The 14,563-nt window shown below is 33.6% G+C and carries 15 protein-coding genes; 4 read left to right on the top strand and 11 right to left on the bottom strand.

All coding sequences use genetic code 11. From position 1 onward, the window contains the following. Positions 1-3: 3 nt before the first annotated feature. The gene (locus tag ACFVR1_RS04285; RefSeq protein WP_387580782.1) at positions 4-375 is read right to left on the bottom strand and encodes a hypothetical protein; all 372 of its coding nucleotides are present in this window, start codon (positions 373-375) and stop codon (positions 4-6) included. Positions 376-686: 311 nt separating this feature from the next. Between ACFVR1_RS04285 and ACFVR1_RS04290 the strand changes: the two genes are divergently transcribed. Continuing rightward, a complete protein-coding gene (locus ACFVR1_RS04290) occupies positions 687-1,763 on the top strand; it encodes a helix-turn-helix domain-containing protein (RefSeq protein WP_387580784.1) in 1,077 nt (358 codons plus the stop codon). Positions 1,764-2,456: 693 nt separating this feature from the next. Here ACFVR1_RS04290 and acnA read toward each other — a convergent pair. Then, a complete protein-coding gene (acnA, locus tag ACFVR1_RS04295; protein WP_387580787.1) occupies positions 2,457-5,165 on the bottom strand; it encodes an aconitate hydratase AcnA in 2,709 nt (902 codons plus the stop codon). Between the two features lie 665 nt (positions 5,166-5,830). Between acnA and yfkAB the strand changes: the two genes are divergently transcribed. Both yfkAB and ACFVR1_RS04305 read left to right on the top strand, forming a co-directional pair. After that, positions 5,831-6,949, top strand: coding sequence for a radical SAM/CxCxxxxC motif protein YfkAB (yfkAB, locus tag ACFVR1_RS04300; protein ID WP_387580790.1), 1,119 nt, complete (start codon positions 5,831-5,833; stop codon positions 6,947-6,949). 975 nt (positions 6,950-7,924) lie between these two features. Next, positions 7,925-8,173 (top strand): GlsB/YeaQ/YmgE family stress response membrane protein, encoded by a 249-nt coding sequence (locus ACFVR1_RS04305; RefSeq protein WP_387580792.1) that lies wholly within the window; start codon positions 7,925-7,927, stop codon positions 8,171-8,173. 83 nt (positions 8,174-8,256) lie between these two features. On the opposite strand, the gene ACFVR1_RS04310 is transcribed toward ACFVR1_RS04305, so the two are convergent. The 6 genes from ACFVR1_RS04310 to ACFVR1_RS04335 form a co-directional block, all read right to left on the bottom strand. Next, positions 8,257-8,949 (bottom strand): lytic transglycosylase domain-containing protein, encoded by a 693-nt coding sequence (locus ACFVR1_RS04310; protein ID WP_387580795.1) that lies wholly within the window; start codon positions 8,947-8,949, stop codon positions 8,257-8,259. Between the two features lie 24 nt (positions 8,950-8,973). Then, on the bottom strand, positions 8,974-10,455 hold the full coding sequence (locus tag ACFVR1_RS04315; protein ID WP_387580797.1) for a putative bifunctional diguanylate cyclase/phosphodiesterase: 1,482 nt from the start codon (positions 10,453-10,455) through the stop codon (positions 8,974-8,976). Positions 10,456-10,914: 459 nt separating this feature from the next. Then, the gene (locus tag ACFVR1_RS04320; RefSeq protein WP_387580800.1) at positions 10,915-11,505 is read right to left on the bottom strand and encodes an SCO family protein; all 591 of its coding nucleotides are present in this window, start codon (positions 11,503-11,505) and stop codon (positions 10,915-10,917) included. Positions 11,506-11,609: 104 nt separating this feature from the next. Then, complete coding sequence (locus tag ACFVR1_RS04325) at positions 11,610-11,732, bottom strand: YvrJ family protein (protein ID WP_387580802.1); 123 nt, start codon at positions 11,730-11,732, stop codon at positions 11,610-11,612. Between the two features lie 54 nt (positions 11,733-11,786). Continuing rightward, on the bottom strand, positions 11,787-11,999 hold the full coding sequence (locus tag ACFVR1_RS04330) for a DUF2922 domain-containing protein (RefSeq protein WP_387580805.1): 213 nt from the start codon (positions 11,997-11,999) through the stop codon (positions 11,787-11,789). A 31-nt stretch (positions 12,000-12,030) separates the two neighbouring features. Then, positions 12,031-12,246: a DUF1659 domain-containing protein gene (locus ACFVR1_RS04335; protein WP_387580807.1), complete on the bottom strand. Its 216-nt coding sequence runs from the start codon at positions 12,244-12,246 to the stop codon at positions 12,031-12,033. A 114-nt stretch (positions 12,247-12,360) separates the two neighbouring features. On the opposite strand from ACFVR1_RS04335, the gene ACFVR1_RS04340 reads away from it, so the two are divergent. After that, positions 12,361-12,816, top strand: coding sequence for a DUF2621 domain-containing protein (locus ACFVR1_RS04340; RefSeq protein ID WP_387580809.1), 456 nt, complete (start codon positions 12,361-12,363; stop codon positions 12,814-12,816). A 46-nt stretch (positions 12,817-12,862) separates the two neighbouring features. On the opposite strand, the gene ACFVR1_RS04345 is transcribed toward ACFVR1_RS04340, so the two are convergent. The 3 genes from ACFVR1_RS04345 to ACFVR1_RS04355 form a co-directional block, all read right to left on the bottom strand. Further along, on the bottom strand, positions 12,863-13,354 hold the full coding sequence (locus tag ACFVR1_RS04345) for a CcdC family protein (protein WP_387580812.1): 492 nt from the start codon (positions 13,352-13,354) through the stop codon (positions 12,863-12,865). 78 nt (positions 13,355-13,432) lie between these two features. After that, complete coding sequence (locus ACFVR1_RS04350; RefSeq protein ID WP_387580815.1) at positions 13,433-13,804, bottom strand: response regulator; 372 nt, start codon at positions 13,802-13,804, stop codon at positions 13,433-13,435. Positions 13,805-13,822: 18 nt separating this feature from the next. Next, positions 13,823-14,533, bottom strand: a complete 711-nt coding sequence (locus tag ACFVR1_RS04355; RefSeq protein WP_387580817.1) for a cytochrome c biogenesis CcdA family protein — start codon at positions 14,531-14,533, stop codon at positions 13,823-13,825. Positions 14,534-14,563: the final 30 nt, after the last annotated feature.

Below are 14,563 nucleotides of genomic sequence, written 5' to 3' on the forward strand. Positions count from 1 at the left end.
TGTCTACCAATAAAGACTTTCATCATTACTTACTTTAACTTTAAATTGATTTGGATCTAGTGTATTAGTTATGAGGAAATCATTAAATATCTCTTTAATTTTTTCTTGTCTCGGTTCATTAGCTTCCATATCTTTCAGCACAAGTTTTACTAATATTTCCTTTTTGGAATTTATACCAGTAATAATAAGATGATTATATCCTTTTTCTTTCAATCGCTGGCCCAATTGATCGTACAAGCCTTCTTTTTGCATAAAAGTGTATTGAAGGTTTTGTGCTATTTCAGGTTCCTCTAAATATGGGGAACAAAGCTCTAATACTAATTTTGTAGTTTGCGTATATGAAAAAAGATATATAAAGATTGCTGAAAATAACACACTCCCAACGATTACGGGGTTCTTTTTTTTCGCTTAACTCACTCCTCTAGTCTTTATTTTCATGATATGAACTTAGCAGAAAACCTATTACCATTTAACTTCTCAAAACCTAGAAGGAGTAGAAAACAACCACTTCCCTCAACTTCCCTAGATATTGTCCCTTTTAAGTAGACAGTGAAAAAAACATGTATCGTAAAATGATGAGACACTTTATTCGAAGGTTATTTTGTAAAAGTATTATTTTATAAATCACAAGAAATATCAAAAGAAAGAAATTGAAACCTTCTATAATTTTTTTAGGAGTGAGACATATGAATGAACATATACAGTTGATGATTGATTGGATTGAAGACAATTTAAAAAATGAATTTTCATTAGATGAACTATCTAATTATATGGGTTATTCCCCGTATTATTGTTCTTTTAAATTTCACCAAGTAACAGGTATAAGTATTAGGCGCTATATTCTTCTGAGAAGATTATATTTATCTACTAATGATTTGGCAGCTAATAGGAAGATAATTGATATTGCCCTTGATTACGATTATTCTTCGCAAGAAGCCTATAGTAGAGCTTTTAAAACTGTTTTTGGTATAAATCCGAGAGAATTTCAACTTAACAAATTGCCTGTTCAATCATTTGTTAAACTCACTATCAATAAGGATGAGGAATGGTGTAGAATGAATATTTCTAGAAAAATTGAGGTTGAAAAATTACAAAATGAAAAGAATGAGTTGTTTGACAAAGACGTACTCAATATATTGAATGGTCAGGTTATGTTTGAAGAGTTTAAAGATAAAAAACTAATGGGAGATTCTGATTATGCTCCATTTAATGAAGCGATGTGTGTAAATGCGACTACTAAACAAGTTTTTGATAAAGAGTTTATAAAAACTCGAGCATCGGGACATCATGAATCAGTAGAAAATTATATTAAAAAGGTTATTGATCCATTAGACAATCTTTTTAATAAAGAGTATAAATGTATCGTTTTATGGTTTGGTGAAGATATGTTTTGTCAAATGAACCTACTTACAATACTTTCCTATCTTGAACAGTCCAGGTATGATGGCAAAGTTTTCTTAAATAGCTTTAGAGAGGATGAATTTAAAGTAAGTCAAACTGAACTTAAATTAGGTCACTATTATTCTGTATACAAAGAAGTATTGGTAAATCATGAAAAACCATCAAGTGAACTACTTCCAGTAATGTATCAGGCAATCGACATATATTTAGATATGTTAAAAGATAATAATGCAGTAGTAAATTATATTTCCAAAAATAAAAATTTACCAACATCAGAATTAATTAATAGATTATTTGATCTTTTCCCGACAATAGGATATGGAGATTCACAATATATAGAGCTTATTAATAAAACTAAGTGAATTATCTTTGATGGTGCCCTCGTTCGCTTCGCTTCCTGCACTCCAATCAACACTGAATAAGGGAACTTATCAATAATCACCTTTAAAATTAATTATTAGGATTTTCTCTTTCTAATTTGCATGCCAAACAGACCTAACGAATTTCTGTTTTTTCGCAAGGTCTTCTGTGCTATATTGGATTATCCTGTTCCGAACTGACTTTGGCTGATTCGTAATCATATAGGATATTGTGTTGAGTAAGGTGAAATAAAACTTTCAGGAACTTATTCACACATGCGATTACCGCAACCTTATGATGCTTACTCTGAGGATGCTTTTTTAGTTGATCATAATAATCTACAATTTGATTTCGGGAACTTTTTCGCTGCGAAATCTTCGACATTATCATGAAAAATAGGAAGCATAAATCAAATAAAGAATTAAAATAACTCCCGAAATTGTATCTTCGGGAGTTTCCTGTATGAGTAAGAAAGGTTCTTTTCTTTCATTATCCAAAAAGGGTTTAAACTTATTCAGGAGAGCGACGGACAGACGACAGCCATAAGATTACCGAAAAGAGAGGCAGGTCGTGACGTCAGTCACGACCTGCTTCTTATATTGCTTTCGGTAATGATATAGCTCAAGACTATCCAAAGCCCTCCGAAAACGATTGGAAATAGGTTTTATACTTAAAGGGCGCTTGTGCTTTTCTTATTATGCTTCAAGCATTTTGTTACGTAGTACCATTTGAAGGATACCACCGTGACGGTAGTAGTCTACTTCAACTTCTGAATCGAAACGAGCAAGAACATTGAATTGTTTTACAGAACCATCTTCAGCTTTTGCTGTTACTTGTAGAATATCACGAGGTTTTACACCTTCTGCAATATTTATACTAATTTCTTCTTTGCCTGTTAAGCCTAGAGATTCAGCATTTTCACCTGGTAAGAAATTAAGTGGTAATACACCCATCATTACTAGGTTAGAACGGTGAATACGTTCAAAGCTTTCAGTAATTACAGCTTTGATACCTAAAAGGTTTGTTCCTTTAGCTGCCCAGTCACGAGATGATCCCATTCCGTAATCTTTTCCACCAAGTACTACTAAACCAGTACCCTCTTCTTGATACTTCATAGCAGCATCGTAGATTGACATAATTTCGCCAGTTGGCCAGTAAGTTGTGTATCCACCCTCTGTACCTGGAGCAACTTGGTTACGAATACGGATGTTAGCGAATGTTCCACGCATCATTACTTCATGGTTACCACGACGAGAACCATAAGAGTTGAAGTCACGCACTTCTACACCGTTTTCGCGCAAGTATTTACCCGCAGGTGTATCTTTACCAATTGCACCAGCTGGTGAAATATGGTCTGTTGTGATAGAATCACCGAATTTCGCTACGACACGAAGTCCAGCAAGTGTTTGAATATCGCCAGGTTCTTTCGATAATCCTTGGAAAAATGGTGGGTTTTGAATGTAAGTTGATTTGTCATCAAATGAGTATAGAGACTCAGTTGAAGTTTCAATTGCATTCCATGCTTCGTTTTCGTCGAATACGCGTGCATATTCTTTTTGGAATAATTCACGAGTAACGACTGTTGAAAGCACTTCGTTTACTTCTTCTGTAGAAGGCCAAATATCTGCGAAGAATACTTCATTGCCATCTTTGTCTTTACCGAATGAATCTTTTTGTAAATCGATATCTACTGTACCAGCAAGTGCATAAGCAACAACAAGTGGTGGTGAAGCTAAATAGTTCGCTTTTACAAGTGGATGTACACGGCCTTCAAAGTTACGATTACCAGAAAGAACAGAAGTTACGAATAAATCTTCGTCAATAATCGCTTTTTCAATTTCAGGTAATAAAGGACCTGAGTTACCAATACAAGTTGTACAACCGTAACCTACTGTATTGAAACCAATTTGATCTAAATATTGATCTAGACCTGAATCTTGTAAATAACCTGTAACAACCTTTGAACCAGGTGCTAAAGATGTTTTTACGTAAGCAGGAACTGTTAATCCTTTTTCTACTGCTTTTTTCGCAACTAAACCAGCCGCTAACATTACGTATGGGTTAGATGTGTTTGTACAAGATGTAATAGCAGCAATTGCTACTGCACCTGTTGGGATTGTTACATCACCATCTGCAAATTTTGCAGTTGCAGTTTTATCGAATTCTTTTTCTGTTAAACCGAAACCTTGAGTACCTTGTGGAGCAACAACTGCTTCATGGTAACGAGCTTTCATATCAGAAAGTGGAATTAAATCTTGTGGACGTTTTGGTCCAGAAAGATTTGCTTGAATATCCGCTAAGTTAATTTCTATTACATCTGAATAAACAGGCTCTAAAGTTGGGTCAAAGAACATGTCGTTTGCTTTTAAATATGCTTCTACTACTGCAATATGTTCTTCGTCACGACCTGTTAAACGTAAGTAATTAAGTGACTCTTCATCAATTGCAAAGTAACCACAAGTTGCACCATATTCAGGAGCCATGTTTGCAATAGTTGCACGGTCAGCAAGTGGTAATTTTGATACACCAGGACCAAAGAACTCAACAAATTTACCAACTACTCCACGTTGACGAAGTACTTGAGTAACTTTAAGTGCTAAGTCAGTTGCAGTTGTTCCATTTGGAAGATCCCCAACCAATTTAACTCCGATAACTTCTGGAATTGGGAAGTATGAAGGTTGCCCAAGCATTCCTGCTTCAGCTTCGATACCACCAACACCCCATCCAAGTACACCAAGACCATTGATCATTGTTGTATGAGAGTCAGTACCTACTACTGAGTCTGGAAATGCTTCTAAAATGCCTTCAGCAGTTTCGTTCACATGTACGATTGGAGCTAAATACTCTAAGTTAACTTGGTGAACGATACCAGTTGCTGGAGGTACAGCACGGAAATTATCGTAAGATGTTTGAGCCCATTTTAAGAAGTTGTAACGCTCTGCATTACGTTCGAACTCTAGATCCATATTAGCTTTTAAAGCAGATGATGTACCATATTTGTCTACTTGTACAGAATGGTCAATTACAAGATCAACTGGTATAGCGGGATTGATTTTGTCAGGATTTCCACCCATTTCATTCATAGCTGAACGTAATGAAGCTAAATCAACTACTACTGGAACACCTGTGAAATCTTGAAGTACAACGCGAGAAGGTTTAAATGGAACTTCTGCTTCCGTGTTAGCGTCTTTACCCCATTTTGCAAGTTGGTTTACGTGATCTTCTTTAATTACATAGCCATCATATTGACGTAAAACTGATTCTAATAATACTTTAATTGAATAAGGAAGGCGTGAAACTTTTGCGATACCTGCTTCTTCTATTGCAGCTAATCGGTAATAATTATATTCTTTACCATTTAGCGAAAAAGAAGTACGGCTATTGTGTAAATTACTTTTTGCCATTTGTGTTCCTCCTAATGTCTATTGAAAAGATCTTTTAATGTGACTTTTCTCCACTACTTATCATACTTCACTAGAGTCTATAAGTAAATTACATTAAAATTATTATAAGTGATAACTATTTCTTATGACCTTTTATTTTTTCAATTGTTTTTTCTAATTGTTTTAGATGTCTTTCATGAAGTCCTACAAAAGGAAACCGTTGTATTAGTAGCATTTGTCCAAAAAATGGATGTTTTAAAGATTAATTTTATTAATTTTTCCAGATCCGCGTCTAAGTAAATAGAAAGCAATACCATTCTCCTTTGATGAAGGGTAACTTTTATTTCTTCTTTTGTATGATTCCCCTCACTTGGAATTTTATGAGTTGGAGCTTTTATCTTAATGATTCTTGTGGCGGAAAGTTGAATTGGTTTTTTCTTTGCTTTAGGACTAGTTGGATCTTCTAATTGTTTTCTTAACTAAAGAATCCATTACTACACTAAAAGACCAAGCATTTTCTTCAGGTTTCAAACGGAAAAAGTGTTGCTTGTATTTCGTTATTTTTTCTTCTTTTAAGTATTTACACAATAATATACAGCTCCTATGATTATACAATCATTCCAAGTACCATCATTTTCTTTTTAGTTAAAATATGAGAGAATAATCCATTAGAAAGGAAGTTAGTTATGATTGCTATAAAAACGAATTCGCCATTAACGCCATTAAATGATCCTTGGGAAGCTTATAGAGATATAGAACAACACAATAGGCTTACATTATCCAATATTGAATTTACTACTACAACGCTATGTAATATGCGTTGTGCTCACTGTGCGGTTGGGTATACTTTACAAACTAAGGACCCTGAAGCACTTTCAATTGATTTAGTAATACAACGATTAGAAGAAATTCCACACTTAAAAACAATTAGTATTACAGGTGGAGAACCAATGCTCTCTAAAAAATCTGTAAACGAGTACGTTCTTCCTCTATTGAAATATGCCCATAATCGTGGTGTTCGAACACAAATTAACTCTAATCTGACGCTTGCACCAGAAAGATATTTATTAATTGCACCATATTTAGATGTACTACATATATCACATAACTGGGGAACAGTTGATGAATTCGTGGAGACTGGTTTTGCAATGATGGAAAGAAAACCAACGTATGAGCAGCGTGCTAGTCTTTTTCAACAAATGATAGAAAATAGCCGTATGCTTTCTGAAGCTGGTGTAATGGTTTCCGCAGAAACAATGTTAAACAAAAAAACGCTCCCATATTTAGAGCATATCCATAAGCAAGTTGTTGAAGAAATGAAATGCGCACGCCATGAAATACACCCCATGTATCCTTCAGATTTTGCTAGTGCGTTAACTTCCCTTACTTTAGAAGAAACACAGGATGCAATTGAAAGTATTTTAAACTTTCGAGATGAAAATGTTTGGATGCTTTTCGGAACATTACCTTTTTATCCTTGTAGTCAAAATGAAAGAAGCATTCAAATGCTTAATCGATTAAAAAACAGTAATAACGTATCTGTAAGGAATGATCCAGACGGAAGATCAAGATTAAATGTTAATATTTTTACTGGGGAAGTGATTGTAACCGACTTCGGTGATGCTCCTCAACTAGGAAATATTAGAACTGATACACTACCTACTATCTTTGACAAGTGGTTAGCTTCACCTCTATCAAAATCACTTAACTGTCATTGCCCGGCTGTAAAATGCTTAGGACCAAACATATTAGTAAAAAATATGTATTATAATGACGATGTTTTTATAAGTGGAAGTGTAAAATAAAAACAAAAGAAACCGAACTAATTTTCAAAAGTTCGGTTTCTTTATATTTATTTGTTTACATAATACTTTTATCGTTTACTATATATTTGTTTGAATTAATTAGGAATAAAAATATGTGATTATAATCCCAATAACTCAGCAAGTGTTTCTAAAAACTCCAATTGTATTAAGTCTTAGACATTGAAGATTTTAAGTCATACATATATATTTTCCTTTTTAGTGTATGGAAAACATATCGGCAGCCAAGTTTATAATAAATATTGTATGAAGAATGACAAACCATAATCCTTGTCTATTTAACTTTCTTGTTTTTTGAATGTCCATATTCTCCACTCCCTTTTTTTCAATTATAATACTTTTAAATACAAAATGCAAAATGTTTCGAAAATTCTTTTCGTTTTTTCTCGCATTATATTTTTTGATTTATTCATTATAAAAGATAAAGTAAGAGAGCTGTTTCGTTTAAAAAAAGGGATAATAAAAATGATTTTGTTTCTGAAATGGAGAATTTAATTGTGGAAAGCCATGTCAAGAATTAGAGGCTGCAATTGTTCAAATAACGATTGAACTAATTGCTATTAACCATTTAGTAGTTTTTGCCATTATTTTAATGAACAGAACCATCGGTTTCATCCTGAAATGAAACCGTTCCCTCTTCATAATATTTGTAATTCGCTAGGACCTGAATTATTTGGAAAGCTTAAAGTAATGAGGGATGAATTATATAAATGGATAAAACGTAAAGAGAACGGAATATAGACGATATTCATATAATAGGTGTCTGAACAGATATATTTGTACTCCATATTGCTTTCCGGATTTCAATTGTTGTTCATGAGGATGCTATGGCAAGCTTTAATGAAAAGATGCTTGGGTGCTAATGTTAAAAAAATAATTTCATTATGTTTAGCATTTCCTCTTTATGGTTATATAAAGAGTATTACCATATAAATCATTTTAAAGGAGATGGAATAAATGGGATTTATTCTATATTTAATTATCGGTGGTATTATAGGATGGTTAGCAGGATTAATTTTAGGTAAAGATATTCCAGGAGGAATTATTGGTAATATTATTGCTGGTATTATCGGGGCTTGGATTGGTGGATTAATATTCCCAACAATGGGTCCAATTATTTGGGGCATGGCAATTATCCCTGCTTTAATTGGTTCTATAATTTTAGTAGCTATTTTAAGCCTAATCCTAAAATCTATGCGAAAATAACGGAGAAAAGCACAAGTGCTTTGGTAAAACTGATACTTAATAAAATAAATATTCTGTATTCTTACTAAAGAGGTTGGGTCATATTAGAGCCCAACCTCTTTAGTTGACTTTTTTATAGAAGCTGCTTGGATCTCCTCTAACTGACTTTCATACAAATTATAAAAATGAAGAACATCCTTCACATACTTCTCACTATGGTTATAATTAAAAATAGCTTTTTCGAGCATGCCATCCGCGGCACCACTTGCCGCTAAATAATTTGCAGCACTAAATATGGCATCCTCCATATCGAATGGATCTGCCTTACCGTCCCCATTTGCATCTACTCCATACCCACCATATTCTGCAATAATTTTAGGATTTATTTTATCTTCCTCTGGTATATTACCTTTACCTAAACCACTGCAACTTGGATGGGACCACCCTACAAATGTACAAGGCATAAACTGCATATGACCCTCAGCACCAAATGGAGAAATTAGCGGATCCATAGTTGAGAACTTTGTTTCAACTCGATGATGTGCAGCAAGAAGAGTCCATGGAACCCCGTATTTTTCAGCAGCTTTTTTATATATAGGAATGTATTCACTTGGAACATCCAATTTCTTCATGTTAGGTACTTGCTGTATAGATTCTGCCCACTCTTGAACAGCTGGTATTTTCTTCAGCTCTTGCCATCCAATGATTGCTACAATATAAATTGTAACCGTAAATGGGAGAAGTAATATAATTATCCATAATTTTGTCTTATATGAACTGTTCTTCTTTTGTTTCATTTGTTACTTCACCTATTCCATTAATTACTTTTTATATTCTATTAGCAGTTGCTCTTGTGATAGTGGTTTGCTGAAAAAATAACCTTGAAGATAATGACATTGTAATTCATTTAAGTTTGCAACTTGAAAAAGATCTTCTACACCCTCTGCTAATATTTTCATATTTAAATTATGAGCAAGAGAAATAATGGATTGAACAATTGCCTTTGTTCTTACTTTATGTATAGCTTGGGTAAAACTTTGGTCTATTTTAATAATCGATACAGGTAATAATTCTAAGTATTTAAAAGAAGAGTATCCAGTACCAAAATCATCTATTGCGATTTGAAACCCAAAATCTTTTAAATCTTGCAAGGACTTTATAACAAAGTCTGTGTACTCCATTATAATGGATTCCGTAATTTCCAATACAATTTTACTAGGCTGAATGTTCGTTTCTTCTAATATTTTCTTTGTGCGGACAATATAATCTTTTTGATAAAATTGACGAGCGGAAACATTGATACTAAAGATTAGCTCTTTGCCAACCTCTTTTTCAATAACAGGAATAACTTTACACGTTTCGCGTAATACATAGTCACCAATTTTTACAATATGCCCACTTTTCTCCGCAATGGGAATAAATTCTCCTGGAGATATATATTGACCTTCATGTTTCCATCGAAGAAGTGCCTCTACCCCGATGATTTCATGCGTTTCTGAAGATATTTGCGGTTGAAAGTTTAAAAACAATTCATTCTTATCTAATGCATTGTGTAAACCCTTTTCTAAAAATAATTCCTTATTTGATAACTCGGATAATTCCTTACGGTATTTAACATGCTTTAATCCACCATTTTTTTTTGCTTCGTCAACTGCAAGTTCTGCAAATCTCAACAATTCTCTCGGGTTAATTGAATCAATTGGACATTGGACAGATCCAATACTTAATGAACTCATGATTTCTTTACCATTTATATGAATTGGAGTTGCTAATTCAATTAAAAGGTTTTTGACGATTATTTCAATATCTTCATAAGTTCTATTTTTTAAAATTAGGATGAATTCATCAGCTCCCCAACGTGCAACTGTATCGGAAGTATCGACAAATTCATTACTAATTAATCTATTGGAAATTTCAACTAATACGATGTCTCCACAATCATGCCCATATAAATCATTAATCATTTTAAATCGATCGAAATCCACGAATAATAAATAAAATATTTCTTTATTGTGGATTAAATTAGATAAAACGGTTTGCAATGAACCTCTATTCTGTAGCCCTGTTAAATCGTCTTCATATTCTTTTACTAATAGGTCTTGTTGTGTTTTCCATGATTGTTTCATTAAAAATAAAAGTAAAAATACACTGAAGGATATGTATATAAAACCCTTTAGTACAGTATTTCCATTTGGAAAATAGTGAAAATATAATTTATCTGAGAGTGATATCCATAATATACCTGTAACTGCATATATGAGTACTATTCGAAAAGATATTTTTCGGTATGTTCTTTTAAACAAATTTTGGTACACCACCCATCTATGTTCTAGGAAAACAATAGCACAAAATCAGTTTAAACAATAGTCTGAAAATGTTATGACTCTTTAATGATTTTTCATTTTCAAGAAAATATACGAAATAATAGCCTCTATTTAAGCTCAATGCAGAAAAGATGTGTTCTTGGGAATTAGCTCACTCTAGCGTTCATTTACGATAGGTCTTGACTCTCACTTCGCTTCGTGATGGGTATCGTCTGTCTCGTTATTCCCTCAGAAATCTCACCATGACGGACTAAATCTATCAGTGCCTTCGAGCAAAACGAATGAGGAGGCAGGATGGTTTGTCCAGTGTAAGCAATTGAGTTTTTAAGTGCAATTTTCTTACTTTCTATTTCTAAAGAAAAAAGACTGTAAACAAACTCTATTTTAATCGAGTTTGTTTACAGTCTGCAAGACCTATCTCAAAGATAAGTTTCTCTATTATTTCCCATCTTTAATTAACGATTCGACATCCATAACAATTTCTTCTTTTGGAACGTCTGATACTCCACTATAGTTTTTTACTACTATCCCATTTTGGTCTACTAGATAAAAGGAGGTACCATGAATTACTTGATTTGAATTTGGATCATCTTTTACTAATGTTTTAAATGATTTTTCAGCAAAGCTTGCAATTTCATCTTGTTTATAACCAGTTAATAGTTCCCACTTACTTTCATCTGCTACGTCATAGTTTGCTAAATATTCTTGGAGCTTCTGAGGTGTATCTACTTCTGGATCTACACTAAAGGCTACAATTTTATAATCCTCTATCCCTTTATCTTGAAGCATTTGTTGAATTTCGCTCATATTAAAGGTCATTGGGGGACAAACTGATGTACAGCTGGTAAAGATAAATGTAGCTAACCAGACAGTTCCTTTCAAATCCTCTAATGAAACCTTTTTATTATGCTGGTTCACATCATTGAAATCTTGGACTTTCCAATTTGTTTGAGCTTCAAAGTTACCACTACTGCCACAACCTGCAAGTACTAGCAATGAGATGGAAATAATAGCTAATAGTTTTTTCATCTATGAGACCTCTCTTTTCTATTCATAGCTTTATCTTATCGAAAGAATTTTGTTCATTCAACTACATTGTCTCATCTATTTCAACAGTTTTGTGAATAGAAAGCTTATTTTAAAGATAACAGGACATGTTTGATTTCTTCTAGTTTGCTTTCTACTCGGTGCATTAAGTAAAATGACACAAATATAGGAAAGCCAACATCTTGAATCAACGACAGCCACTGTTCCATATTATTCACTTCCTTTTTAAAAAAGACCCTCCACTACTGGAGAGTCTAAATTAATTAAATAATATTTGTAACGTTGCGTTCTACTACTCTTGCACTTTTTACTATCGATAACGGTGTCCCCTCAACATGGAATACATTACTTGCAATAATTGCTTTCATTCCGTCATCGATTTCAGTACTTGTTAGCGACTCTTTTGGATCATCTACCGTAACCATCAAACTTTTTCCATTTGCAGTTTCAAAGTTAAGTTGTAATGATTTTGCCATTTCATTTCCCCCTTTTTTTGTTTAATTTAAATTAGATTATAATCGATGTTTCCAACTTTTCAGCACCTATATACGGGCTGTTCGAGAAGTTTGCAAGTGTAGTAGCGACTGTTTCCAAGCCATTCGCTGTTGCACTTGCTCTAATGTTACGATAAGATTTTGATTTAAATTTCATCTTACCGTCATGGGTCAAACCACCTTCAAATACCAACTTTAATACTGCTTGCTTATATTCTAGATTTGCCATTTGTATCACCCCCTTTCAACTAGTAAATAGAAACTTTCTTAAAGAAAGGATACAAAGAGAGTGAAATTTTTATAAGAACATCTTATACTTAAGATAGAAAAATGAGGTGATAGATTGGCTTTAACTGGTTGGTTTTTATGGTTTATTCTATTTTGGGTAGTAGTTTTGGTAGGCTTAATGGCCATCGGAGGATTTTTCATGTTCCGTAAGTTCCTAAAAGCACTTCCAAAAAATGATGGGAAATCGGATTTAGATTGGGAAGAGTATTACGTGGACAGCACCATTCATCTTTGGAATGATGATCAAAAAGCGCTTTTAAATGAATTAGTGAGCCCTGTTCCAGACCTTTTTAGACCTGTTGCTAAACAGAAAATTGCTGGTAAAATTGGTCAGCTAGCACTAGAAGAAAAAGCAACTTCTATTACTCGTGAATTACTAATTCGAGGTTATATAATAGCTACTCCAAAGCGGGATCATAAGTTCCTTAGAAAAAAACTTGCTGAAATGGAGATAGACGTTACCCCATATAACATGTTCTTTGAAGAATCAGAGAATAGAAAAAAAGCATAACAATAAAAGCGAGTACCCATTCTAAAAGGGTACTCGCTTTTTTTATTTATTCGTTTGCTGCTGCTTTTTGAAGTTTTTTATAGCGTAAAAACATCGCCATACGCCACGGTACAATCATACCAAAAGCTAATATCCAAAACATTCCGCTAAGCTGTCCTACATCAATCGTTGAACTTAATATTACCTTTCCTACTATACGTACAATTAACAATCCAATTATTATGAAAATAAAAGCCTTTGATTGTTTTAAATAGATTTCTCCATCTCTTCGTTCAAATCTGGATGTCCAAATTAGAACCGTTGAGAATAACATACCAACTGCAATTGCTTCTAATATTTCCGAACCTGTTACACGAAAGTATGGAAATACAAACATAAGTGCACCGGAAGACATAAATAATGGTGGTAATAATATCTTTTTGACGTTAGCAGGCTTTTTCGACGATCTTGCTCGTATCGTTGTTACAAGTATTCCCATACCAATAGCCATGATGGAAGTAACAATAATCATAAAATTAGGCTGAATCTTTTCAAACATTAGAATTCCCCATATCATTTGAAACTTTTAATGGTTTACACATATTTTTAAGTAGTTTATCACAAGAAAACTTGGGCATCAAATTTCATTCCAATTAGTTACATTTTGCAAAACTTGTATAATTTGTTCTGGATTAAAAGGTTTCGTGATAAAATCTTTTGCCCCGTTTTCAATTGCTTCTACAATGAGTTTTTGTTGTCCTAGAGCAGTAACCATGACAATTATAGCTTCTGGAAATTCAGATATAATTGCTTTCACTGCCTCAATGCCAGTCATCCCTGGCATAGTAATATCCATTGTTACCACATCTGGTACTAATTCACGATACTTTTCAATTGCCTCTTTCCCATTTGCGGCCTCACCAATTATTTCAAATTGATGATTTTCTAGCATTCTTTTTATAGTTGCGCGCATGAAGACTGCATCGTCAACAACTAACACTGTTGGCATCATCATGCCTCCCTCTCTTTAAAATCCTTGAAATTCGCCAAAAATTGGACTTAGAATACGAATAATGAAAGTTAAACCATCAAAAAATAATAGGATTCCAAGTGCAATCATAATATAACCGCCAATTTTCACTATTAGATTACTATTTTTACGTATCCAGTTAAGTCGCGTGACAAAGAACGATAATACGAAAAATGGAATAGCAAATCCAAATACATAAGCAAGCATATACAACATTCCTGCATCAGGATTCGAACCAGCCATGACTATTACTGCCGCTAAAATAGGTCCAGTACATGGTGTCCACCCAGCAGCAAACGCCATTCCGATTAAAATTGTTCCCAAATATCCAGCTGGACGATTTTTAAACTGGAGACGCTTCTCTTTCATTAAGAACGCTGGATTAAAGATTCCTACGATGATTAAACCAAAAATTACAATAAAAATTGCTCCGACTTGACGAAGAAGATCATCATATTGAATGAAAAATGTTCCTACAAATGAAGTTGCGAATCCTATTGCAACAAATATGATAGAAAACCCTAATAAGAAGAATAATGTATGAAGCATCCCTCTTTTTTGCATTTGTTTCTTATCTGTTTTTATTTCTTCTAAAGACATTCCTGTAATATAGGATAAAAATGCAGGATACAATGGTAAAGTACAAGGCGAGATAAAACTTAAAAATCCCGCTCCAAATGCCAATAATAAATTTATATCGGTACTCACGGCAGTCTTCCTTTCCGATTTACTGTCCCT

It is taken from the genome of Psychrobacillus sp. NPDC058041 (assembly GCF_042885655.1).
Classification (GTDB): domain Bacteria; phylum Bacillota; class Bacilli; order Bacillales_A; family Planococcaceae; genus Psychrobacillus.

Coding starts and splice junctions, on each gene's coding strand:
- yfkAB (WP_387580790.1), top strand. CDS start 5,831: ATGATTGCTATAAAAACGAATTCGCCATTAACGCCATTAAATGATCCT.
- ACFVR1_RS04305 (WP_387580792.1), top strand. CDS start 7,925: ATGGGATTTATTCTATATTTAATTATCGGTGGTATTATAGGATGGTTA.
- ACFVR1_RS04330 (WP_387580805.1), bottom strand. CDS start 11,999: ATGGCAAAATCATTACAACTTAACTTTGAAACTGCAAATGGAAAAAGT.
- ACFVR1_RS04345 (WP_387580812.1), bottom strand. CDS start 13,354: ATGTTTGAAAAGATTCAGCCTAATTTTATGATTATTGTTACTTCCATC.
- acnA (WP_387580787.1), bottom strand. CDS start 5,165: ATGGCAAAAAGTAATTTACACAATAGCCGTACTTCTTTTTCGCTAAAT.
- ACFVR1_RS04350 (WP_387580815.1), bottom strand. CDS start 13,804: ATGCCAACAGTGTTAGTTGTTGACGATGCAGTCTTCATGCGCGCAACT.
- ACFVR1_RS04290 (WP_387580784.1), top strand. CDS start 687: ATGAATGAACATATACAGTTGATGATTGATTGGATTGAAGACAATTTA.
- ACFVR1_RS04325 (WP_387580802.1), bottom strand. CDS start 11,732: ATGGAACAGTGGCTGTCGTTGATTCAAGATGTTGGCTTTCCTATATTT.
- ACFVR1_RS04320 (WP_387580800.1), bottom strand. CDS start 11,505: ATGAAAAAACTATTAGCTATTATTTCCATCTCATTGCTAGTACTTGCA.
- ACFVR1_RS04335 (WP_387580807.1), bottom strand. CDS start 12,246: ATGGCAAATCTAGAATATAAGCAAGCAGTATTAAAGTTGGTATTTGAA.
- ACFVR1_RS04310 (WP_387580795.1), bottom strand. CDS start 8,949: ATGAAACAAAAGAAGAACAGTTCATATAAGACAAAATTATGGATAATT.